The organism is Streptomyces sp. SN-593, assembly GCF_016756395.1.
Lineage (GTDB): Bacteria > Actinomycetota > Actinomycetes > Streptomycetales > Streptomycetaceae > Actinacidiphila > Actinacidiphila reveromycinica.
The window spans coordinates 3338609-3361407 of sequence record NZ_AP018365.1 but is presented as its reverse complement, the minus strand read 5'-3'; the positions used below and the strand labels follow the sequence as shown (position 1 = coordinate 3361407).

The window sequence follows — 22799 nt, the reverse complement described above, 5'->3', positions numbered from 1 at the left end:
TGATCGGGGCCCGTCCGGCGGGGGACGCCGGCCGGTGCACACCGAATCGTTACCGGACCGACACTCCGGGCCCACGTGCCGGCCAAAGCGCTGCGCAGGCCCGCCGAGCCCGCCCGCGTCACCACCGGCCGCGCCGCCGGCCAAGTGTGAGGTGACGCTCACCCGTTCAGGTGCGTGGGCGTCGCTCGGCGGGACCCGGTAGCGTTGGCCGACGGTTTGCACGGTAGGCCAGAGTCAGGAGTGGGCGGCGATGCACAGCAGCGGACGCGGCGAGGATTCGCCCGATGCGTACCGGGGCGTCGTACTGCCCGCAGGTCGGCAGCAGCCGCCGCTCCAGTACGGCGAGCACGTCCAGCCGGCCGGCGGCACCCCCTGGGGCTCGCCCGACGGACAGGGCGGCGTCCCGCCGGGTGCCGTCGAGCCGGCCGACGCCACGCAGATGCTGCCGCCCTACCCCGGCGGCGACCCGCTCGGCCTGCCCGCGGCCGGGTCGGGCCCCGCGCCGATGCCCCCCGGCCCGGGTGCCGTGGAGCCGGCCGACGCCACGCAGATGCTGCCGCCCTACCCCGGCGGCGCGCCCGCGCCGCAGTTGCCGCCCCTTCCGCAGCAGGCACCGCCGGCCCTGCCGCCCCAGCACGCCCCGGCGGCCGCGCACATAGCCGACCCCGGCCCGGCCGACGCGACGCAGGCCCTGCCCTTCTTCCAGGACCACCAGGACCAGGGCGGCGCTTACGGCCAGCAGACCGCCGGCTACGACCAGCAGGCCGGCTACGACCAGCAGGGGTACGGCCAGGCGCCGTACGAGCAGCCCGGCGGCTACGAGCAGTACCCGAACGCCGGCGGCCCGTCGTACGGCGGCCAGGAGCAGCTCGCCGGACAGCCCGGACAGCCCGGACAGCCCGGACAGCCCGGCCAGTACGGCGGCTTCGAGGAGGAGCCGCCGCCCGGCTCCGGCCCGGGGCACGACAGCGACTACGACCACCTCTTCCGGCAGGACGTGCCGAGCCCGGCGCCCATGCGGCCGCACATCATCCAGCCGCCGGACCGCCGCCAGCCCGCCCGGCCCTACGGGCAGCAGCCGCAGGGCCCCGCCGGCGGCCCGCAGGACCCCGGCTACGGCGCCGACCGGCCCTACGGCTACGACGACGGCGGTGAGCGCAGGCGCGGCCTGTCGCCGAAGGCGCTGATCGGCATCGTGGTCGCCGGGTGCGTGGTGGCCGGCCTGGTGGTCGGCGCGCTGCTCAACTCCGGCGGCGGGGGCGGCAACACCGGCACGGTGGCCGACTCCTCCAGCGCCACCCCGTCGACCGGCGCCTCGGCGGGCGCCCAGCCCGGCGCCACGGACACCGCGGACGCCCAGGCGCAGCAGCAGGCGTCCGCACTGGACTCGCTGCTCAACAACAGCGACGCCAGCCGCAGTTCCGTGGTCAGCGCGGTCGCGTCGATCAGGACCTGCAGCAACCTGCCCGGCGCCGCGAGCGACCTGAACGCCGCCGCCGGCCAGCGCAAGTCCCAGGTCACGCAGCTCGCGAAGCTCTCCCTGGACGACCTTCCCGACCACGATGCGCTCAGCACCGCGCTGACCAAGGCGTGGCAGGCGTCGTCGGCCGCTGACACCCACTACGCGAACTGGGCCGGCCAGGCGCAGAAGAACCAGAAGGTCTGCCACGGCGGCCACGCCAAGAACACCACCGAGACGCAGGCCGGGGACCGTGAGAGCGGCACCGCGACCGCCGAGAAGAAGAAGGCGGTCAAGCTGTGGAACGCGATCGCCAGCAAGTACGACCTCACCCAGCGCCAGTACACCCAGCTCTGAGGCGCCGCGACCGGAGCCGGCCGCCGGCCGCTACGTCCCGTCGGGCTTCAGCGGGGCGTACGACGACGGCTTGAGGGTCTTCGTCACGTTCACGAAGCCCGGCTGCTCCTGCACGAGGCGGCCCCCGCGCACCTGCTGGTACACGATGTCCGCGTTGACCATCCGCGGGTGGTCCGGGACCCCCAGCAGGTCCGCGTCGGTCCAGCCGAGGTCGGGGGTCAGGCCGCCGGTGGACAGCTTCGTGGTGGAGTCCATCGCCCGCCGCACGCTGTCCGCGTCGATGTCCGTCCCGTCGGCCATCGCGCGCACCACCTCGGTGAAGACGTCATAGGCGATCCACGTCGTCTGCACCCCGGGGTCGGCGACGTCGATCGTGTCGTCGCCGAAGGCGTACCTGGTGATCACCGACTTCATCTCGTCCCACTTCGGGTCCGAGGCCGGCGGGTACCAGTCGGCGATCCGCGCGCCCTCCAGCGGGCTCTTGGCGCCGCCGCTGGCGTCCACCACCGACTGCTGGACGCTGCCGATCACCGAGGACAGCTGCACCTTCGGCCGCACGTCGCCGACCCGGCGCAGGGAGTCGAAGAAGGTGCCGGTGTGGTCGCCGAGGACCGCGGAGACGCAGGTGGACGCCTTGTCGTCGCCGACCGCCGTGGTCGCGACGGAGGTGTAGTCGGTCGAGTCGTCCTTGGTGAGGATGTCCTCGACGGGGTGCTTGCCCGCCTCCCGGAGCCCCTGGTCGAGGAAGATCGGGAACTGGTCCCCGGTGATCGAGTCCGGCCGGACCAGGGCCACCTTCCTGCAACTGCGCGCGAGTTGCAGCCCGCTGCCGGCCAGCAGCGCCGGCAGCCCGCCGTTGACCGGGAACGACATCAGGCTCTGGTACTCGTCCTCGGTGATCCCGTACCCGCCGATGTAGGGGATGTCGTCGCCCTCCAGCGCCGAGACGAAGCTGCTGCCCTCCTCGCTGTAGGACCCGACGACGGCGACCGCTCCCGCGTCGGCCGCCTGCTTCGCGCAGTCGGTGACCGCGACCGCGTCGTTGCGCTCGTTGCAGGTGAGCACCTTGAGCTTGCGGCCGTGCAGCCCGCCCTGGTCGTTGACGTAGCTCTCCACGGCCTTGGCCATGCCGAGCATCCCCGGCATGTTGGTGGCATCGGTGCCCACCGGCGCCCAGGTCATCACCACGATCGGTCCCGGCGAGCCCCCCGAGCCGCCTGGGAGGACGCCGCACCCGCCGACCAGCGCGGACACGGCGAGCAGTGGGACGGCGGCACGCCGGAGCGCGCCCCTGCGGCGGTCAGTCATATCACTGGAAGATTCCCCTTCCGTCCCAACAGGCGGCTTATCGGACACCAACGCCCGGTCACCTTCCGGTGAATTACGGGTGCCGCCGGGCGGGTGCGTACGATCGTGCGCTGTGCAAGGTTCGGAGAAGTCTTCCCGTCGCGGCCGCCACTCCTCCACGATGGGTGGCATGCCCCTCAACGACATGCCGTGGTGGCGCTGGCGCAGCAACGTGCGCTCCGCGCTGCACATGATCAGCGACCCCGTCTTCCAGATGGAGGTCTGGCGGACCGGACGCGAGGGATACGGCGACGTCACCGACGCCGTCTACCGCCTGGTCGAGGACACGTGGCTGGACAACTGGTCGGCCGAGAAGTACGTGGGCACGATCTTCCGCGACGCCCAGGAGGCGGCGCTCGTGGACGTCGCGGTGCTGCGGGTGCTGAAGATCCTGCACCAGGTGGGCGCGGACGCCCCGGCGGTCGCCTACCTCGACCACCCGGCCTGGCCCGAGGCGGTCACCGCGGCGCGCGAGGCGCACGTGCGGATGGCGTCCGCCGACGGTGAGGACCCCGACGCGGCGCCGCGCTCGCTGGAGGTGCTGGCGATCTACAACCGGACGGCGTGACCCCGGGGGCGCGGCGGCACGACCCCGACCGTGCGGCGGCGTGACCTCGGCGGCGCGGTCGCGCGCCCCGGGCGCCGGCGGCCGGCCTCCGCGCCGGAACGGCGATCAGGTCCGTGTTGCGGACACCACCCCCGCGGGCGGCCCGGTTGTGCCACGCTTGTGCCGTGACCGACCAGCCGTCGCAGCAGCCGCCGCAGTACGTCCTCACGCTGTCGTGCCCCGACAAGCAGGGCATCGTGCACGCGGTCTCCAGCTACCTCTTCATGACCGGTTGCAACATCGTCGACAGCCAGCAGTTCGGCGACCAGGGCACCGGGCTGTTCTTCATGCGGGTGCACTTCTCCGCCGGCGACGAGGTGACCGCCGACAAGCTGCGGGCGAGCTTCGCGGCCGTGGGTGACGCGTACCACATGGACTGGCGCATCCACCCGTCCGCGGAGCGGATGCGGGTCGTGCTGATGGTGAGCAGGTTCGGGCACTGCCTCAACGACCTGCTCTTCCGCGCCAGCACCAGCGCGGTGCCGGTGGAGATCGCCGCCGTGGTCTCCAACCACACCGAGTTCCGCGCCCTGGTCGAGTCGTACCAGGTGCCCTTCCACCACATCCCCGTCACCAAGGACACCAAGGCGGACGCCGAGGCGCGGCTGCTGGAGATAGTGGCGGAGCAGGGCGTCGAGCTGGTCGTGCTCGCCCGCTACATGCAGGTCCTCTCCGACGACCTGTGCCGGAAGCTGTCCGGCCGGATCATCAACATCCACCACTCCTTCCTGCCGAGCTTCAAGGGCGCCAAGCCCTACCACCAGGCCCACGACCGCGGTGTGAAGCTCATCGGCGCGACCGCCCACTACGTGACGGCCGACCTCGACGAGGGCCCGATCATCGAGCAGGAAGTCGAGCGGGTCGGCCACGAGGTCACCCCGGAGCAACTGGTCGCGATCGGCCGGGACGTGGAGTGCCAGGCGCTGGCCCGCGCGGTGAAGTGGCACAGCGAGCACCGGGTGCTCCTCAACGGCCGCCGGACCGTGGTCTTCGGCTAGGCCCTGTCCGGGCCTGTCCCGGCCCGGGCCCTGTCCGGGCCTGTCCGGCGGGAGCCCCGGGGCCGCTCCGGCGGGGCGCCGCGGGGCTCCTCGTCACATGCGCGACAGCGACGCCGTCGCGTAGAGCACGTCCCGGACGGCCTCACGGTCGCCGACCGCGCCCGCCGCCACCCGCTCCGGCACCACGCGGCCCGTGGCGAGCTGGCAGAACTCCAGGCTGTCCATGGCCACGTGCGCCACCTGGTGGTCGGGTGAGGCGACCGCGCCCGGCGAGTCGAGCGGGAGCAGCCACTCGCCGCCACCGTCGCCCTCGATCTCCAGCCTGAGCGAACGCCCCGGCGACCCCGCGGCCACCAGCCGAGCCGGCGACACCGCCAGCCCGGCCCTGCGCCGCGCGGCGAGCACCCCGGGCAGCTTGCCCGCGGTCAGCCCGATCATCCGCCGCAGGTGGCCCGTGGCGGGCTTGTCGTATAGGGGGTAGTCGACCGCCTCGGCGATGTCCGCGGCGTGCGTCCAGCACGCGAACGCGCGGTCGACGAACGCGTCCTGGAAGGGCAGTTCGAAGTCGCCGTAGTCCACCGGAAGACCGGCGACCCCCTCGCCCGCGAACGCGACGGTGCGCACCAGGCGGTGGCTCTGCCCGCGCCACAGCAGGCGCAGCGTCGCACCCGGCAGGTTCCGGTGGGCGGCCCAGTGCGCGGCGGTCCGCTCGGCGGGCGAGCGCGGCAGCTCGACCTCGTCGGCGGCGCGCCCGAGGCTCAGCGGCCGCGGCCGGTCGAGGCCGTACCGCTCGGTGGCGTCGTCGGACGCCGTGTCCACCGTCTGCTGCGGCAGCCCGAGCGCGCGGCCGACCAGCCCGTCGACGGCGATCAGGTGCGCGATGACCTGGCGGACGGTGAACTCCCGCACCACCGGGGCACCGTCGAACCACTGAAGGCGCACCGGCTCGTTCCAGTAGCCGTCGCCCAGGTCGCGCAGCAGGGCGTCTAACCGGGCGGTCTCCGCGTCGTAGGGCCCGGCCCACTCCGGAACCGGGATCCGCGCCGGCCGCCGGCCCAGGCACCCTTCGAGCACCCGCGCCCGCAGCAGCGGGTCGAGGTCCAGCGAGTCCTCCTGGTGCAGCAGCCCGACCGCGTCCCGCAGCCGCAGTGCCTCCTCGGCGCAGCTCGCGCAGTCGGTCAGGTGCACCTCGACCGCGAGCGTCTCGTCGCGCGAACAGGCGGCCAGCGCCCAGGCGCCGAGCAGTGACTTGAGAGTGGCGTGGTCGTACGGCGGTACGCGGACGCTGGTCATGGACGAGGCCGTTCCGGGGCTGACGCGCGGGAGACGGGGCCCGGCCGGGTCCGCCGCCTCGGGCGGATCGGGGGCCTCGGGGGAACCGGCCGGCCGCGCCGGACCGAAGGGCGGGTACGCGGACCCGGCCCAGGACGCGGAGGGCGCGGGGGTCCCGGAGGGCGCGGAGGTGCCGGGGGACGCGGGAGCCGCCGGGCCGCCCCAGGGCGCGGTGGGCGCCCCCGGGGAGCCGGACGGCGGCCGCGCGCCGGGTCCGGACGGCTCGGCGGGGCCGGGCAGCGGCAGCCCGAAGGGCAGGTCGTCGGGGGAGTCGCGCTGGTCCCGCTGGGCGGGGACACGCGGCGGCCGCCCGTTCCCGCCGACCCCGCGGCCCGCGCCGTCCCCGCCGCCGGAGCCGTCACGGGCGTCGCCGCCAGGGCCGCTCCCGTCGCGGCCGGCGTCGTCGGGCGGCCCGTCGCCGTCGCGGTCCACCGGCCCGCTCACCGCTTGCCCCGCACGCGGTTCGGGTCGAACGGCGGCTCCGGCGGGTCCTCCGGCTCCATCGCGGTGGACAGCAGTTGCAGGCCGAGCCGCAGCCGGCGGCGCGCCTCGTCCTCGCTCACGCCGAGGTTGTCCGCCGCGGCACGGTAGTCCAGCCGCTCCCGGTAGGCGAGTTCGAGCGCCGCGCGCAGCGGCGCGGGCATGGACGTCACGATGAAGTCGGCGCGGGCCGCGGTGTTCGCCTCGCGCACGCGTGCCTCCAGCACGTCGGGGTTGGTACGGCCGCGGTGCTCGTACTGGCGCAACCGGTGCACCGCGTGGCGCTGGGTGAGCGCGGCGATCCACGACCGCAGCGAACCGTACCGCGGTTCGTAGGCGTCCGGGTTCTCCCAGACGTATCCGAACACCTCGCGGGTGATCTGGTCCGCGGCGGTGTCGTCGTCGGTCACGCGGTGCGCCAGGCCGTGGACGAGGGAGGCGTAGCGGTCGTAGAGCTCACCGAGCGCCGCCTCCTCGCCGCGCGCCAGCCGCTGCTGCATCTTGCGGTCCCAGCGCGGCGGTGCGGGTGTCGCCATGTCCCGGCCCCCTTGCTCCGTCCGACCCGTGCCCCTGCCCGTGCCCTGTCCCTGTCCTGCCCTGCCTGTGTCCGTGTCCTGCCCGCGTCCTGCCCGTCGTGTCCGGTCCCGCTCGATCCCGCTCGGTCCCGCCGTCGCACACGGGCTCCGCGCTCCTCGGCGCCGGGCCGCACGCCGGGGCGCCCGCGCCCGCCCGTCCGACGTTACCCGGCACCCCCGAGGGCACACGCGGCTTTGCACCAACCTGGCACCGCATGCGACCGCTTCTGTCGGTCTGTTACCCGGGTGTGACCACAAGATGGCCGGGTTGCGACCGGGAGCGGGCATAGGGTCGGAGGACGGGAGGAATCCGAGTCGACGGCGAGGCGAGGTGGGTACCGGTGCTGGTGACCCAGGCCGAGCGGGACGGCTGGGCGGTGGTTACGGTCGCGGGGGAGATGGACCTGATCTCGTCGCCCGCGGTCCGGCAGAAGGTGCACGAAGCGGTCGCGGACGGCCGGCGCAGCGTGGTGCTCGACCTCGCCGGCGTGCGGTTCTGCGACTCCAGCGGGGTGGGCGTGCTGATCGGCGCACGCCGGCTCATGCGGTCCTGCGCGGGCCGGCTGCGGATCGTGCTGCCGCGGGAGGACGGCGAGGGCGCGCCGCCACGGGTCGCGGGGGCGTCCGGCGGCCAGGGCGTCGGCCACGGCGGGGAGGCACACGTCAACCGGGTGCTGGCCGCGCTCGGCGTACGTCGGCTCTTCGAGGTCTACCCGGACCTGGACGCGGCCACCGACGACACCGCCCGGCCGCTGTCCGCCTGAGCGGACGCCGGGCGAACGCGAACCCCGAGCGAAGCCGAGCGGACCAGAGCGGACCCGAGCGGACCAGAGCGGACCAGAGCGGGCCGGGGCGGACCAGAGCGGGCCGGGGCGGACCCGAGCGGGCCGGGGCGGACCCGAGCGGGCCGGGGCGGACCCGAGCCGGCCGCCCGCACAACCCCGTTGCACCGCCGGGTCGGCCTGTCCGAGATTGGGTCCATGACGACGCACCTCACCTTCGCACGCGGCGACATCACCGAGGCACCGGTCGACGCGGTGGTCAACGCCGCGAACTCCTCCCTGCTCGGCGGGGGCGGGGTCGACGGCGCCATCCACCGCAAGGGCGGCCCCGAGATCCTGGCCGCCTGCCGAGCGCTGCGGGCGTCCCACCACGGCCGCGGGCTGCCCACCGGCCAGGCCGTCGCCACGACGGCGGGGCGGCTGCCGGCGCGCTGGGTCATCCACACGGTCGGGCCGGTCTGGCACCCCGCGGAGGACCGGTCGGCGCTCCTCGCCTCCTGCTACCGGGAGTCGCTGCGCGTGGCTGACGCGCTCGGCGCCGCGACGGTGGCCTTCCCCGCCATCTCGACGGGCGTCTACGGCTGGCCGATCGACGACGGCGCCCGCGTCGCCGTACACACCGTGCGCGAGACACCCACCTCGGTGACCGAGGTGCGCTTCGTCCTCTTCGACGATGCCGCTTATGAGGCTTTTACGGCTTTCGGGTAGGCCGAACGGGAGAGAGGGAGTCGATCACGGAGCGTCCGCAGTGGGTTGTGTCCGAGGCGTGACTTGTCACGCGGTGGAGTCCGGGTGCTCCTCGGGTACGCTCCATCGGGTGCGCGTACGTACCAGGCTTCCCGAGGGGGCCGCTCCACCGGACCGGAGCGGTTTCGCGCCTGGCTGCGCCCCTCTGCGCCGGACGCGCCGCACAGTATGCGGTACACCCCCACCGTCGCGGGTGAATATGCCCGAAGCGCTTGTTGGAGTACCGGTCGCTCGGCCAAGCTTTGTGACTCCTGTGTCACATACGGTGACGGCAGGCAGGCGCGAGGCGCCGGGTCGCCCGGTTCGGATGGTGTGAGCAGTGCAGATGCTTCAGATGCAGCTCGAGGTCGGGGTCGACCCGGCCGAGGTCGGGCGTGCCCGCCGCTGGGCGAGGTCGCGGCTCGTGGGCTCCGGCATAGGAGCCGACGAGCCGGTCGCCGAGACGCTGCTGCTGCTCATCTCCGAACTCGTCACCAACGCGGTGGTGCACACCGGCTGCCCGGCGGTGCTGCGCATGCTCTTCCCGAGCGCGCCCGCCGCCCCCGTGCGCGTAGAGGTCGCCGACACCAGCGTCCTTCCACCCTCCCCGCGCCACGCCGACCGTGACGAGACCGGCGGTCGCGGCCTCGAACTCGTCGACGGCCTCGCCGACCGCTGGGGCTGGCACCCGGAGGGCGCGGGCAAGCAGATCTGGTGCGAGGTGGACCGCGGCGCGGCGGCCGCGATCCTGACCTGACGGCCAGCGCTCGCCCGGCACGCGCCGGCCCCTGGCCCCCTGCCCCCCGGCGCCTGTGCCGCCGGCTCCCCGGACCGCCGGGTCCCCGCGCCGCCCCGGTTCCCCGGGCTACCCGCGTCCCGAGGTCTGGAACGTCCGCCGGTACGCCGTCGGTGACACCCCCAGCGCGCTCTGGATGTGCTGCCGCAGCGACGCCCCGGTGCCGAACCCCGCCTCCCGCGCGACCCGGTCCACCCCGAGGTCGGTCGACTCCAGCAACTGCCGCGCCCGCTCGACGCGCTGCTGGGTCAGCCACTGGCCGGGGCTCATGCCCACCTCCTCCCGGAACCTCCGGGTGAACGTCCGCACGCTCATCGCCTCCCGCTCCGCGAGCTGCCGCAGGGTCACCGGCTGCTCCAGCCGCTCCAGCGCCCACGACCTGGCCCGCTCGGTGCCCGCCAACTGCGGCTCCGGCAGCGGCCTTCGGATGTACTGCGCCTGACCGCCCTCCCGGTGCGGCGGCACCACGGTCCGGCGGGACACCGCGTTCGCCACAGCGGTGCCGAAGTCCCGCCGCACGATGTGCAGGCACAGGTCGATCCCGGCCGCCACCCCCGCCGAGGTCAGCACGTCGCCGTCGTCCACGTACAGCACGTCCGGGTCCACCCGCACCCGCGGGAACAGCCGTTGGAAGTGGTCCGCGCTGCTCCAGTGCGTGGTCGCCGGCCGTCCGTCCAGCAGCCCCGCCGCCGCCAGCAGGAACGATCCCGTGCAGATCGACACCACCCGCGCACCCGGCCGGATCGCGGCGAACGCCTCCACCAGTCCGGCGCCGAGCCGGCCCTCCTCGTAGACCTCGCCCATCTCGTGCGAGGCGGGCACCACCACCGTGTCCGCCTCGGCCAGCGCCTCCACGCCGTGCTCGACCGTGATGGCGAAGTCGGCGTCCGTCCGCACCGGGCCCGGGCGCACGCTGCACGTCACCACCTCGTACAGGTCCGTGCCGCCCGCCTCCCGGTCCCGGCTCCTGGCCGCCCCGAAGATCCGCAGCGGGATGCCGAGTTCGAACGGGATCACGCCGTCCAGCACGAACACCGCCACCCGGTGCCGCCCGTCGCCGCCGAAGACCTGGAGCCGCTCGGGTACCCGGGAATCCGCCATGGCCCGATCCTTGCACACCATGGCCCTCGGGCCACTCGCCCGCCCGGAACGCGCCCCGGAGACTGGGCGACGTGACGCAGACACCCCGCACCTCCGCGGTCGCACCCGCGGCCGAGACCGCCGTACCCGTCCCGCCCGACGGCGGCGCCGGGCCGCGCCGTCCCGCGCGCCCGCACCGCGCCTGGGCCGTCGCCGCCGTCACCTTCGTGACCATCATCGGCTCCGCCGCGTTCGCCTCCCTTCCCGGACTCCTCATCGACCCGCTGCACGGCGAGTTCGGCTGGTCGCGCGCCATGATCGGCTTCGCGGTCTCCGTCAACCTCGCGCTGTACGGGCTGACGGCGCCGTTCGCCGCCGCGCTGATGGACCGCTTCGGCATCCGGCGCGTCGTCGCCTGCGCGCTGCTGACGATCGCGCTCGGCGCCGGGCTGACCGTCGGCATGACCCAGGTGTGGCAACTGGTGCTGTGCTGGGGCGTCCTGGTGGGCCTGGGCAGCGGTTCGATGGCGCTCGCGTTCGCCGCGACCGTCGCCAACCGCTGGTTCGTCGCCCGCCGCGGTCTGGTCACCGGCATCCTCACCGCGGGCGGCGCGGCCGGCCAACTGGTCTTCCTCCCTCTTCTGTCGTGGATCACCGAGCACCACGGCTGGCGTCCCGCCGCGGCGACGGTCGCCTGCGCGGCCCTCGCCGTCGTGCCCTTCGTCTGGCTGCTGCTGCGCGACCATCCCGCGGACGCCGGCGTGGCGCCCTACGGTGCGGCGGAGTTCGTCCCCAAGCCCCCGCCGGTCACCGGCGCGGCCGGGCGTGCGCTGCGGGCCCTCCTCCACGCGGCACGCGGCGGTACCTTCTGGCTGCTGGCCGGTGCCTTCGCGATCTGCGGGGCGTCGACCAACGGCCTGGTGAAGACCCACTTCGTGCCCGCCGCGCACGACCACGGGCTCCCGGTGACGACCGCGGCGTCCCTGCTCGCCGTCATCGGGGTGTTCGACATCGCGGGCACGGTGGCCTCCGGATGGCTCACCGACCGCCTGTCGCCGAGGCGGTTGCTCGCGATGTACTACGGACTTCGCGGACTGTCGCTGATGTTCCTCCCCATGCTGTTCTCGGACACCATCCATCCCTCGATGGTGCTGTTCATCGTGTTCTACGGCCTCGACTGGGTGGCGACGGTGCCGCCGACCATCGCGCTGTGCCGTGAGCACTACGGCGAGAACAGCGCGATCGTCTTCGGCTGGGTGCTCGCGGCGCACCAGATCGGCGCGGCCCTGGTCGCCTACCTCGGCGGGGTGGCGCGTGACGCGCTCGGTTCCTACGACGTCGTCTGGTACACCTCCGGTGCGTTGTGCGCGGTGGCCGCGCTGATGTCCCTGGTCGTCCGCCACCGGCCGGTCGCCGCGCCCGTGGTGGCGGTTACCGGTTGAACACCCCGAACTCCCGTTCTCGTCCCGGTTCGGGCGGAGTTCACCCGTCCGGCCGAGCACGGCGGGACCGGCCGCCCCGCCCCGGCCGCGCAGCCCTCATCGCACGCGTGCGGCCGCGCGCGCGATGCGGCGCGCGTCGATCGCCATCTCGCGGAACATCCCGCTGATCGGATTGGTGAACCCGGTGAAGTACAGCCCGGGCGCGTCCGGGGGCGTCCTGGCCCCGTGCGCCACCGGGCGGCCGCGGCCGTCGAGCACGCCGAGGTGCCCCACGAGCGGTTCGAGGCCCCGCCGGTAGCCGGTCGCGGCGACCACCACCTCCGGCTGGATCTCGGAGCCGTCGGCGAGCCTCACCCTGTCCCCGTCGAACTCCGCGACGGCCGCGACGGGTTCGACCCGGCGCGAGCGGACGGCGGCGATCAGGCCGACGTCCTGCACCGGGATCGAGCCGTCGAGCACGCGCGAGTACAGCCCGGTCGCGGGGCGCGGCAGGCCGTACGCGGACAGGTCGGGCACCCCGGCCTTCGCGACGTACGGCGCGATGCGGTCCACCAGCCGCGTGGGCAGCCGCCGGCAGACGATCCCGCTCGCCTGCGCCGGCCAGCCGAACGTGGAGCGGCGCAGGATGTGCGGGGCCGTGCGCACCGCGAGCCGCACCCGTCCGGCGCCGCCCTCCACCAGGTCGACGGCGATCTCCGCGCCGGTGTTGCCCACGCCGACCACGAGCACGTCCCGGCCGGTGTAGGGGCCGGCGTTGCGGTAGCGGGCCGCGTGCAGAAGATCGCCGGAGAAGGTGTCCCGTCCCGGCCAGTCGGGTATGTGCGGACTGTGGTTGTGGCCGGTCGCCACCACGACCACGGCGGAGGACAGGACCCGGCCCCCGGTCGCGGGCAGTTCCCAGCCCGCGCCCGAGCGCTCCACGCGTCCCACTTCGATGCCGGTGGCGATCTCGAGTTCGTGGTGCTCGGCGTACGCCTCGAGGTAGCGCACCACGTCGTCCCTGCTCACCCACCGGCCGTACCGGCGCGGAATGGGCAGGCCCGGCAGGGCCGACAGCCGCCGCGTGGTGTGCAGGTGCAGCCGGTCGTAGTGGCCGCGCCAGGACGCTCCCACCTGTTCCGCGCGCTCCACCACGAGGGGCCGCAGCCCCTGCTGCCGGATCGCCGCGGCCGCGGCCAGTCCGCCGGGGCCGGCGCCGATGACGATGGCGTCGGGTGCGGCGGTGGGCGGGGGGACCCGGTCGGTGGCGGCGGTCGTGGGGTCGGCCATGGGAGCACTCCTGGAGCCTGGATACGTCAGTGGGGAGCGAGTCGAGAGCAAAGTGGTGGTCGTCGGAAGATATTGCTACGGGCGGGTGCGAGCGTAACCCCCGATGCCGGTCGAGCGGCATGGGTCGTCGCCCGCCGCCCATGTGCGGGACGGGGCCTGTCGCTTGGCCTCCGACGGGCGAGGCGGTCGGAGGCCACCGGGCGCCGCCGCGCCACTTGTCGCCCGTCGCCCGTCAGTGCCTCGCCGGGCGGCCGGGCGGCCGGGCGGGAGAGAGGGAGCGGGAGGACGGTGCATGTGCCCCCCGCACACGCGACGACGCGGGCGCCGGCGGTCTCCCCCGAGACCTCGTGGCGCCCGCGTCGGGGCGTGGTGTTGCGGCAGGACTGGCGTGTACGGGACCGAACGGCCCCACGGACGGGGCGGGTCGGGCGGCCGGCTACTTCGGCGGTTTCTTCCCGGTGACTCCGAGGTGCACCAGAAGTGCCAGGTTCGGCTTCAGGTCGGCCTGCTTGACGCCGGAACCGGTGAAACCTTTCTGGTGCGCGGCGACCGCGGCGAGCATGGCCACCAGCGACCCCGCCACGGCCGGTGCGCTGACCTGCTTGTCGACCCGGCCCTTGCTCTGCAGCTCCTTGATGGACTCGGTGAGCGAGCCCGTCACGGAGTTGAGGACGCGGGTGCGGATCCGGTTGAAGCGCTTGTCGCCTTCGGCGGCGCCGAGGTCGATCACCCGCAGGATCGCGTCGTTCCTGCGCCAGAAGGACAGGAAGCCGTCGACGAGTTCGTCCGCGGCGAGCGCGCCCGACTTGCCGACCCAGGAGCGGCCCGCGACCAGTTCGGTCAGGCCCGCGCCTTCCTTGGCCATCTCGTCGGCGAGCTCGAGGACGGCGCCTTCGACGTCGGGGAAGTACTGATAGAACGTTGCGGGGGAGGTGCCCGCCATCCGGGCGACGTCAATCACCTTGACATCCCGGTACGGCGACGTGCTGAGCATCTCGCCGAGGCAGTCCAGCAGCTTCTGCCGCGTGGCCTGCCCGCGGCGGCCCGCAACACGGCCGTCGACGGTGCGAACTTGTCCTGTCATGCCGTCAGTTTACCGACCCGTGATCGGCGCGCGATTTGGCGGCGTGCAAACGGGGAGGCACTGCTTCCACTTGGTGAACCTCCAGTTCAACGGGGCTTTCTTCCGTCTCGGGAGCCTCAACGGCGGGAGGTCGTAATGTGGTGAATGGGTGATTTGACCCCGTGGAATTGGGCACTCGAAGAATCGACCACATGTTCGCATCACCGTGCGTGTGGTGGGGAAGATCACTCATGAGGGTCGGCGCCGACAGCGTGTCGCGGACACGGCGCGGGCCACCGACGGGACGGAGAGGTGAGGATCATGCCGGCATTCAACGAGGGCGCCCCGTGCTGGGCCGATGTGGCGCTGCCCGACCTCGCCGCGGGCCGGGCCTTCTACGGCGAACTGTTCGGCTGGACCTTCCAGGACCAGGGCGAGGAGTTCGGCCACTACACGATGGCGTTGCGCGACGGCGCCAAGGTCGCCGCGCTGGTGCCGAGGCCGGATCCGTCGATGCCCACCGCCTGGGGCGTCTTCCTGGCCGTGGCCGACGTGGCCGACACCACCGACAAGGTCAGGGCGGTCGGCGGCCAGGTGGCCTTCGGGCCGGACGCGGTCGCCGACAGCGGTGTCATGGCCGGGATCGTCGACCCGGGCGGCTCCTTCGTCGGCCTCTGGCAGCCCGGCGGCCACGAGGGCTTCGAACGCGTCGCCGCGCCCGGCGCCTACGCCTGGTCGGAGAACCACACGCGGGAGGCGGAGGCGGTCGACGCCTTCTACCGGGACGTGTTCGGATACGCGTCCCAACAGGTCGGTGACGGTGTCCACCTCGACTACCGGGTGTGGTCCGTGCCGGGAGCCGAGGACCCCTCGCTCGGTCGGCTGAAGCTGGGAGACGCCCCCGAGGAGGATCCCGGGTACCAGGTCTACTTCGCGGTGGGCGACTGCGACGACGCGGCGGCCACCGTCCGCCGGCTCGGCGGGCAGGTGCTGGCCGGGCCCGCGGAGTCGCCCTACGGCCGTACCGCCGTCGTCGCCGACGACCAGGGAGCACGCTTCGCCGTGATCGACCTGGAGCGGCGGTCGGACGGGACGCCCGGCCGGTAGGGGCGCCCGAGCCACCCCGCCCGGCCGGTAGGGGCGCCGGAGCCGCCGGACAGGCCCCGGGCCGCCGCTTCCCGGGCCCGCCCCGGCGCGGCGGGTGGCCGCCGGAGGGAGGGAAGGGGATGATAACGAGTTCGCTCACCGGGCGTGTCGCGTAGGCCCTGGGTTCGCAACGGGCGCCCGTCCCAGGAAGAATCGGGTCCGTACCCTGGCACGGGAGCCAGCGACCGGCCGGACGGGACCGGGAAGCACGGGGAACGGCCGCGCACGACGCGGGCACGGGGAGGTGGCAGGGCAAGTGGTGGAGCAGCTTACGCAGCATGACCCGAGACGGATCGGCCCTTTCGAGGTGCTGGGACGGCTCGGCGCCGGCGGCATGGGGCTGGTCTATCTCGCCCGCTCGGCCTCCGGTCGGCGGGTGGCGATCAAGACCGTACGGGCGGAACTGGCCGAGGACCAGCTCTTCCGGGTCCGCTTCACGCGTGAGGTCGAGGCGGCCCGCGCGGTCTCCGGCTTCTACACCGCCGCCGTCGTCGACGCCGACCCGCGGGCCGCCGTCCCCTGGCTCGCCACCGCGTACGTCCCGGCGCCGTCCCTGGAGGAGATCGTCAGCCAGTCCGGCCCGCTGCCCGCCCAGGGGGTGCGCTGGCTCGCCGCCGGCATCGCCGAGGCGCTCCAGTCGATCCACGCCGCGGGCCTGGTGCACCGGGACATGAAGCCGTCGAACGTCCTGGTGGTCGAGGACGGTCCCAGGGTGATCGACTTCGGCATCGCCTCCGGGGTCTCCAACACCCGGCTGACCATGACGAACGTGGCCGTCGGCACCCCGGCCTACATGTCCCCCGAGCAGGCGCGCGACTCCCGCAGCGTGCGCGGCGCCAGCGACATCTTCTCGCTCGGCTCCACCCTCGTGTTCGCCGCGACCGGGCACGCGCCCTTCCACGGGGCCAACCCGGTCGAGACCGTCTTCATGCTGCTGCGCGAAGGCCCCGATCTGGCCGGGCTGCCCGAGGAACTGCGCCCGCTCATCGAGTCGTGCATGCGGATGAAGTCCGAGGAGCGCCCCTCTCCGGCCGACCTCCAGGCACAACTCGCGCCGCACCTGTTCTCCTCCGGCGGCGACGACACCGGCACCGCCTCGGCCTGGCTGCCGCCCGGCGCGGTCGCCATGATCGAGGAACGGCACCGCAGCCGGATCGGGCCGGTGCAGAACGGCGGCCGGTTCACCCGCCAGGGCGGCCCCCAGGTCTCCGGTCCGCAGGTTCCCGCACCGCCGCCGAGCCCCGCCCTCCAGCCGCCCGTACCGCAGGCGGCGCCTCCCGGGCCGGCGCCGCAGCAGTCCGGGCCGGTGCCGCCACCGCCCGCGTCGCCGCCCCGGCCGCAGCAGCCGCCCCGCGGCCCGGCTCCCCAGCACGCGGCCGCGGCCGTACAGCTCGCCGGGTCCGCGCCGATCGGGCCGGGACTGCGGCTGGCGCGGGCGGCCGACCTCAAGGCCACCGCCGGACCGGTGCCCGGCACCGAGTGGGTACGCCCCCGCGGCGCCCAGCGGACGGCCAAGGCCCCGCCCGCGTCCGTGCCCGCCGTGCCGCGACCGCCCGGCCCCCCGGGGGAGTGGCGGCCCTGGCGGTTCCGGATGTCGAACGACGTGTGGGGCACCCCGGTGGTGGACGGCGGCCTGCTCTACGTCACGTCCTTCGAGGTGCACGCGCTCGACGTGGCCAGCGGGCGCAGGCAGTTCAAGACCAGGGACGTGGCCTGGACGATGGCGGTGGCCGGCGGCCGCATCCACGCGTCGGACGGCCCCAGCCTCTTCGCGCTCGGCGCGGCCGACGGCGGCGAGCGGTGGCGCACCCCGATAGACGGCTGGGTGTACGCGGTACGCGCCGACGCGGGCACCGTCGTCACCGGGGTGCGCGGCGGCGTGGTGCAGGCGTGGGACGCCGAGCGCGGCACGCTGCGCTGGGAGCGGGCCGGCGCGCAGACGGAGTTCGAGTCGCCCGAGGCCGGACCGGCCGTCGAGGACCGGGCCGTGTACTACCAGGGCGGCGGCCTGCTGCACGCGGTGGACGCGCAAAGCGGCGCGGAGCTGTGGTCGTACCCCGTCGGGGAGCCCGGGGCGGCCGGCTCGGTGGTGACCCGGCCGGTGGTCGCCGACGGCGTCGTCCACCTGACCGCCGGCACCCGCGTCCTGGCCCTCGACGCGCGGACCGGCGCGGAGCGCTGGCACTTCGAGGCGCCCGCGGTGATGTTCGCCCCGCCCGCCCACGTGCCGGGCCCGGGCGCCACCGGCGGCGGCGTCTACGTCACCGACCACCTCGGCACCGTGTACGCCCTGGACCCCGCGGACGGCCGGGACCGCTGGCGGGTCGCCACCGAGCCGCGGCAGTCGCTGGAGCCGGTGGTGGTCGCCGCGGGCGGCGTCCACCTCGGGGCCGGCAGCGCGCTGTACACGCTGGACGCGGTCAGCGGGGCGCCGCGCTGGCGGTTCGCCGCACAGAACGAGATCACCGGGTCGCCCGCGGTGGCGGACGGCCGGGTGCACTTCGGTTCGAAGGACCACTGCCTGTACACGGTGGACGCTCAGGGCGGCCAACTGCGCTGGCGGCTGGAGACCGGCGGCGAGATCACCGGCTCACCGGTCACCGCCGACGGCGTGGTCTACGCCTGCTCCAAGGACCGCTGCGTGTACGCCCTGGACGCGGCGAAGGGCACCGGCTCCACCTCGCGCCGCGCCTGATCGGCCCGATCCCGGCCCGGTGCGGCCCGATGCGGGCCGCAGACCGCGGATCACGCCTCCGGCGTCCCGTCGGAGGACAGCGGCTCGGCGTACCCGGAGCGGTGGGACGGCCGCGAGGGCCCGTGGGGCGCGGAGTCCCACGACAGGTCGGCGGTGCCGTTCGACGTGGTGCCGTGCGGCGCGCCGCCGCCCGCGGCGGGGTCGTCCGGCACCGGAGCGCCCTCTTGCGGCGGCAGGGTCTCGTCGGGCCGGCCGTAGCGGGGGCGGCGCAGCCCGGAGAGCAGGAACGCCGCCGCGAAGAGCAGCAGCCCGCCGCCGACCGCGATCCCGACGCCCGTGTCCATGCCGTCGCCGCCCGCGGTCAGCGAACCGGAGAACTGCGCCTGCCGCACCATCCACAGCACCGTGACGCCCAGCACCAGGCACCCGGCCAGCGCCACCGCCGCCCACGACCGGCACAGCACGCCCAGCAGCGTGAGCAGCGCGGCGAAGCCCATCGGCAGGAAGAGGGAGCCGAGCAGGGCCGCGTCACGACCGGTGACGCCGACCCCCGTGAAGAGGTCGTCGATCCGGACGTCGGACCCGTGACGGCCGTCGTACCAGGCTCGGAAGGGGCACCAGACGGCGGCCGCCGCTCCGGCGAGCGCGAGCAGTGACCCCATGATGTTGCGGACCATCGTGGTGCCACCGCCTCGTGTCGCTCACTCGGCCCCCACGTGGCCGACGCTACGCCCGGCGCCGCGGCAGTGCCAGGCGAGCCGGGGCGCGGGGATGCCGGGCGAGCGCGGGCGGGGGTGAGCGGCGCGGCCCTCGGCCCACACCCGTCGTCCGCTCCCCTGCCCCCTCACGACGCAGGTCGGCCGCAGCGCCCCCTCCGCGCTGCGGCCGACCTGCCACCCGGGCAGTGGGCCGGCCCCCTGAGCCAGCCCCCCGTTCCCCCTTCCGGGCGTCCCCCTTTTCTCTCGCAGACCCGGAAACCCCCATCTCCAGGTCCACGGGACCCTATCCGCGGCTGGGCGGTTGCCCGGCGCCCCCGGCCCGTCCGGTGCACGCTGCGTGCGCGCTCGGTCGCGTTCCGGTTCGGGCGCCTCGCGCGGATCAGCTTGCGGGCTCGGACTCGGTGTGCCAGTTGTTCGGCTTGACTTGACCGGGCTTCGCCGTCGTGGCCGGGTCCGTCAGCAGACCGGCGATCGGAACCTCCGAGGCGTCCTCCGTGTGCCAGTTGTCCGGTTCCACCGTGCCCGGGGCCGACGTCGTCGGCGGTACGGGGTCGGTCGGGTCGGTCGGCTGGTTCTCGGTGGTCATGGTCGTTCTCCTGCACTTCGGGGACCTGCTGTGGTGAAGCCCACCCGGCGACGACCCCCGTGCATCACCGGGCGGGCGGCTCGTGCGGTGATGGAATCGTGACAGGCGCCGATAATCAACCGATAAACGGTATCGATGAGGTGCCGTACAGGTGGAGCGCCGCGCCCGGTTTCCGGTTCGGGCTGCCCGTTGCGGCCCGCCGACCGGACCGGCCGGTCGCAGCCCGGCGTCGGTCCGCCGTCCGCCGTCCGCCGTCCGCCGTCCGACCCCGGCCGAGGTCCGCCGAGGTCGGTCAGCCGACCATCCGGATCACCGGCGGCGCGGAGTCGGCGCTGAGCAACTGCCGTACCTGCTCCGCCTCCGGGGAGCCGAGCGCCGCGTACATGCCCAGCGCGTCGTGCCAGCAGGCGTGCGCCCGGACGAGTTGGCCCATGTCGGCGAGCGCGCGGCCGAGCACGGTCAGGACGTTGGCGGTGCGCCACTCGCCGCCCACCTCGCGCTGGATGACCAGGGCCTGTTCGGCCGCGGCGGCCGACCGCAGGCTGTGCCCGGCCGCGCGGTGCGCCTCGGCCAGCCGGTAGAGCGTCATGCCCTCCCAGAACTGCTGCCGCGCGTCGCGGAAGATCTCCAACGCCTCGTTGAGCCGGGCCACCGCGTCTTCGACGCGTCCGGCGGCGGTGAGCGCGACGGCGACCGCGTACAGGCCGTTGCCCAGCCGGAAGCCGACGTTCAACTCGCGGTAGACGGCGAGCGCCTGCTGGCTGGTGGCGACCGCCGCGTCGGAGTCGCCGAGGCTCAGTTGGGCGCGGGACAGGTTGCTCAGGGCGGACGCCTCACCGTGCCGGTTGCCGTCGGACCGGAACGCCTTCAGGGCGGCCTCGTGGTACTCCGTGCAGTCGTCGAAGCGCTGTCCCTGGTGCGCGATGATGCCCCGCAGGTTCGGCGCGTAGCAGCAGGTGACGGGGTCCTCGGCGGCCAGCCCGACGACCATCGCGCGCCGCGCCTCCTCGTCGGCCGCGGTGAAGCGGGCGGTCATCCGCAGGAGTTGGGCGACGAGCACCCGGGCCCGGCCCTCGACCAGCGCGTCCCCGCAGGCGTGCGCGGTGGCCACCACGGCGTGCGCGGCCTGCTCGTACTGGCGCGCGTAGATCCCCGACTCCATCAGGTCCTGGGCGGCCCACAGCAGGTCGGTCGCCTTGCGCATCAGGCCGTCGCAGTCCTCGTCGGCCGACTGCTCGACCGCCGCGAGCAGCACCTGCGCCTCGGCGAAGAGCCACTCCAGCCCGGCGTCGCGGGAGTCGAAGGCCAGGCCCGGGTGCACCGTGCCCGCGAGGTGGTCCAGCACCCGGTCGCCGGGGTTCTCCAGCGCGTAGACCGCCTCGGCCGAGGCGAGGTAGAAGTCCAGCAGCCGGGACAGCGCCGCGCAGCGCTCCTGCTCGGTCTCGTCGCGCTCGGCGCACTCGCGGGCGTACAGCCGCAGCAGGTCGTGGAAGCGGTAACGGGCGGGCGCGGCCGACTCGATGAGGCTTATGTCGACCAGCGTCTCCAGCAACTGCTCGGTGGTGTACGGGTCGAGGTCCAGGACGGCGGCCGCCGCGTCCAGCGAGATGTCCGGGCCCTCGGGCAGCGACAACAGCCGGAAGGCACGGGCCTGCTCGGGTGACAGGTGGCCGTAGCCGAGCGCGAAGGTGGCCTTGACGGCGAGGTCGCCGGCGCGCAGCTCGTCCAACCGGCGGCGCTGGTCGGCGAGTTTGCGGGCCAGGACGGAGACCGTCCAGGTGCGGCGCGCGGCCAGCCGGGCGGCGGCGATCCGGATCGCCAGCGGGAGGAAGCCGCAGGCGCCCACCACCGCGAGGGCGGCCTGCCGTTCGCCGGACACCCGCTCCTCGCCGACGATCCGGCTGAAGAGCTTCAGGGCCTCCTCGGGCGACATCACGTCGAGGTCGACCAGGTGCGCGCCCTCCAGGTCCACCATCCGCATCCGACTGGTGACCAGGGCCGCGCAGCCCGGGGTGCCGGGGAGCAACTGCCGGATCTGGGCGGCGTCGTAGGCGTTGTCGAGGAGGGCCAGCACGCGGCGGCCGTCGAGGGTGGAGCGGTAGAGCGCGGCGCGCTCGGCGAGCGAGTCGGGGACGGCGGAGTTGGGCACCCCCAGGGCCCGCAGGAACCCGCCGAGCACCACCTCGGGTTCGGCCGGGCGCGGCTCGGTGCCCTGGAGGTCGACGTACAACTGGCCGTCGGGGAAGGCGTCGCGGACCGCGTGCGCGACGTGCACCGCGAGCGTGGTCTTGCCCACGCCGCCGATCCCCGCCACGGCGGAGACCGCCATCACCCCGCCCTCCCGGCCCTGTTCGGTGGCCAGGGTGAGCTGGCCGCCCAACTCCTCCACGGCGGCGCGCCGTCCGGTGAAGTCGGGGACGCTCGCGGGCAGTTGCGCGGGGCGGACGATCTCGGGCGGCGCGGCGACGGCGGTGGCCGGCGCGGCGAGGTCCGGGTCGGCCTCCAGGATGCGCTGGTGCAGGTCGTTGAGGTCGGGGGAGGGGTCGATGCCGAGTTCGTCGGCGAGCAGGCGGCGGGTGTCGGCGTAGACGCCCAGCGCCTCGGCCTGGCGGCCGCTGCGGTACAGCGCGAGCATCAGCAGGGCGCGCAGCCGCTCGCGCAGCGGGTGCTGGGCGGACAGCGCGGTGAGTTCCGAGACGGCCTCGGCGTGCGCGCCCAGTTCCAGGTCGAGTTCGAGGCGGGTCTCGGACAGCCCGACCTGCCACTCGGCCAGCCGGGAACGCTGCGCCTCCGCGTGCGGCCCGGGCAGGCCGGCCAGCGGTTCGCCGTGCCACAGGTCGAGGGCGGACACCAGCAGGCGCCGGGCGTGCTCCGGGTCGCTCGCCCTCACCTTCTCCGCGTCCGCGGCGAGGCGTTCGACGATCGTGTAGTCCAGGGCGTCGGGCGCGAGGCGCAGCGCGTATCCACCCGAATCGGTGACCAGCGCGTGGGGACCGAGCGCCTTGCGCAGCCGGAAGGCGTACGAACGCAGGGCGGCGAGCGCGGTGTTGGGCGGGTTCTCGCCCCAGACGGCGTCCAGCAGTTCCGAGGCGGAGGCGGTACGGCCGCCGCGCAGCAGCAGGGCGGCGAGCACGGCCCGCTGCTGTGGCGCCCCGGTCCCGACCGGCTCGTCGCCCCGCCAGGCACGCACCGGGCCGAGGACCGCGTAGCGCAGGCCGCCCGGTTCCGTGCTGCTCTCCATCGTCTGCCCCCTGGATCGCCCATGCGCGCAGGCCGGGCGCGTCCCCGGGCCCGGCGCTCCGCGCGTATATCTATCGTTCATCGCTGGACGGAACAGTTC

General features: G+C 74.5%; 18 protein-coding genes. 9 read left to right on the top strand and 9 right to left on the bottom strand.

From position 1 onward, the window contains the following. Window positions 1-250 precede the first annotated feature (250 nt). Entirely contained in the window at window positions 251-1816 is a 1566-nt protein-coding gene (locus tag RVR_RS13820; RefSeq protein WP_202234143.1) for a hypothetical protein, read from the top strand. Between the two features lie 30 nt (window positions 1817-1846). Here RVR_RS13820 and RVR_RS13815 read toward each other — a convergent pair whose 3' ends face one another. Beyond that, entirely contained in the window at window positions 1847-3124 is a 1278-nt protein-coding gene (locus RVR_RS13815; protein WP_202234142.1) for an ABC transporter substrate-binding protein, read from the bottom strand. A 160-nt stretch (window positions 3125-3284) separates the two neighbouring features. On the opposite strand from RVR_RS13815, the gene RVR_RS13810 reads away from it, so the two are divergent. After that, the gene (locus RVR_RS13810; protein WP_202234141.1) at window positions 3285-3731 is read left to right on the top strand and encodes an SCO4402 family protein; all 447 of its coding nucleotides are present in this window, start codon (window positions 3285-3287) and stop codon (window positions 3729-3731) included. Window positions 3732-3895: 164 nt separating this feature from the next. Continuing rightward, window positions 3896-4768 carry a formyltetrahydrofolate deformylase gene (gene purU, locus RVR_RS13805; protein ID WP_202234140.1) on the top strand — a complete coding sequence of 291 codons (873 nt, stop codon included), beginning with the start codon at window positions 3896-3898 and terminating at the stop codon, window positions 4766-4768. 93 nt (window positions 4769-4861) lie between these two features. Here purU and RVR_RS13800 read toward each other — a convergent pair whose 3' ends face one another. Continuing rightward, window positions 4862-6544: a hypothetical protein gene (locus tag RVR_RS13800; RefSeq protein ID WP_237404723.1), complete on the bottom strand. Its 1683-nt coding sequence runs from the start codon at window positions 6542-6544 to the stop codon at window positions 4862-4864. Continuing rightward, entirely contained in the window at window positions 6541-7116 is a 576-nt protein-coding gene (locus RVR_RS13795) for a sigma-70 family RNA polymerase sigma factor (protein WP_202234139.1), read from the bottom strand. The genes RVR_RS13800 and RVR_RS13795 overlap by 4 nt, the downstream gene beginning before the upstream one ends. Window positions 7117-7502: 386 nt before the next feature. Here RVR_RS13795 and RVR_RS13790 point away from each other — a divergent pair, with 386 nt between their 5' ends. The 3 genes from RVR_RS13790 (at window position 7503) to RVR_RS13780 (ending at window position 9420) form a co-directional block, all read left to right on the top strand. Then, on the top strand, window positions 7503-7919 hold the full coding sequence (locus RVR_RS13790; RefSeq protein WP_202238594.1) for an STAS domain-containing protein: 417 nt from the start codon (window positions 7503-7505) through the stop codon (window positions 7917-7919). Between the two features lie 216 nt (window positions 7920-8135). Next, window positions 8136-8645: an O-acetyl-ADP-ribose deacetylase gene (locus RVR_RS13785; protein ID WP_202234138.1), complete on the top strand. Its 510-nt coding sequence runs from the start codon at window positions 8136-8138 to the stop codon at window positions 8643-8645. A 358-nt stretch (window positions 8646-9003) separates the two neighbouring features. After that, window positions 9004-9420 carry an ATP-binding protein gene (locus tag RVR_RS13780; RefSeq protein WP_202234137.1) on the top strand — a complete coding sequence of 139 codons (417 nt, stop codon included), beginning with the start codon at window positions 9004-9006 and terminating at the stop codon, window positions 9418-9420. A 108-nt stretch (window positions 9421-9528) separates the two neighbouring features. Here the strand turns inward: RVR_RS13780 and RVR_RS13775 are convergent, their stop codons facing one another. Continuing rightward, window positions 9529-10560, bottom strand: coding sequence for a GlxA family transcriptional regulator (locus tag RVR_RS13775; RefSeq protein ID WP_202234136.1), 1032 nt, complete (start codon window positions 10558-10560; stop codon window positions 9529-9531). 71 nt (window positions 10561-10631) lie between these two features. Between RVR_RS13775 and RVR_RS13770 the strand changes: the two genes are divergently transcribed. Further along, a complete protein-coding gene (locus tag RVR_RS13770) occupies window positions 10632-11981 on the top strand; it encodes an MFS transporter (RefSeq protein ID WP_202234135.1) in 1350 nt (449 codons plus the stop codon). Window positions 11982-12077: 96 nt separating this feature from the next. Here the strand turns inward: RVR_RS13770 and RVR_RS13765 are convergent, their stop codons facing one another. Beyond that, entirely contained in the window at window positions 12078-13250 is a 1173-nt protein-coding gene (locus tag RVR_RS13765; RefSeq protein WP_202234134.1) for a flavin-containing monooxygenase, read from the bottom strand. Between the two features lie 436 nt (window positions 13251-13686). Continuing rightward, window positions 13687-14334: a TetR family transcriptional regulator gene (locus RVR_RS13760; protein ID WP_202234133.1), complete on the bottom strand. Its 648-nt coding sequence runs from the start codon at window positions 14332-14334 to the stop codon at window positions 13687-13689. Window positions 14335-14634: 300 nt separating this feature from the next. Here RVR_RS13760 and RVR_RS13755 point away from each other — a divergent pair, with 300 nt between their 5' ends. Together RVR_RS13755 and afsK are read left to right on the top strand one after the other, a co-directional pair. Continuing rightward, on the top strand, window positions 14635-15420 hold the full coding sequence (locus tag RVR_RS13755) for a VOC family protein (protein ID WP_202234132.1): 786 nt from the start codon (window positions 14635-14637) through the stop codon (window positions 15418-15420). 295 nt (window positions 15421-15715) lie between these two features. Then, window positions 15716-18154, top strand: a complete 2439-nt coding sequence (gene afsK, locus RVR_RS13750; RefSeq protein WP_202234131.1) for a protein serine/threonine kinase AfsK — start codon at window positions 15716-15718, stop codon at window positions 18152-18154. A gap of 50 nt (window positions 18155-18204) precedes the next feature. Here the strand turns inward: afsK and RVR_RS13745 are convergent, their stop codons facing one another. The 3 genes from RVR_RS13745 to afsR form a co-directional block, all read right to left on the bottom strand. Next, complete coding sequence (locus RVR_RS13745; RefSeq protein ID WP_202234130.1) at window positions 18205-18831, bottom strand: hypothetical protein; 627 nt, start codon at window positions 18829-18831, stop codon at window positions 18205-18207. A 421-nt stretch (window positions 18832-19252) separates the two neighbouring features. Beyond that, window positions 19253-19459: a hypothetical protein gene (locus RVR_RS13740; RefSeq protein ID WP_202234129.1), complete on the bottom strand. Its 207-nt coding sequence runs from the start codon at window positions 19457-19459 to the stop codon at window positions 19253-19255. Window positions 19460-19751: 292 nt separating this feature from the next. Then, window positions 19752-22700 carry an SARP-family global regulator AfsR gene (afsR, locus tag RVR_RS13735; RefSeq protein WP_202234128.1) on the bottom strand — a complete coding sequence of 983 codons (2949 nt, stop codon included), beginning with the start codon at window positions 22698-22700 and terminating at the stop codon, window positions 19752-19754. Window positions 22701-22799 lie beyond the last annotated feature (99 nt).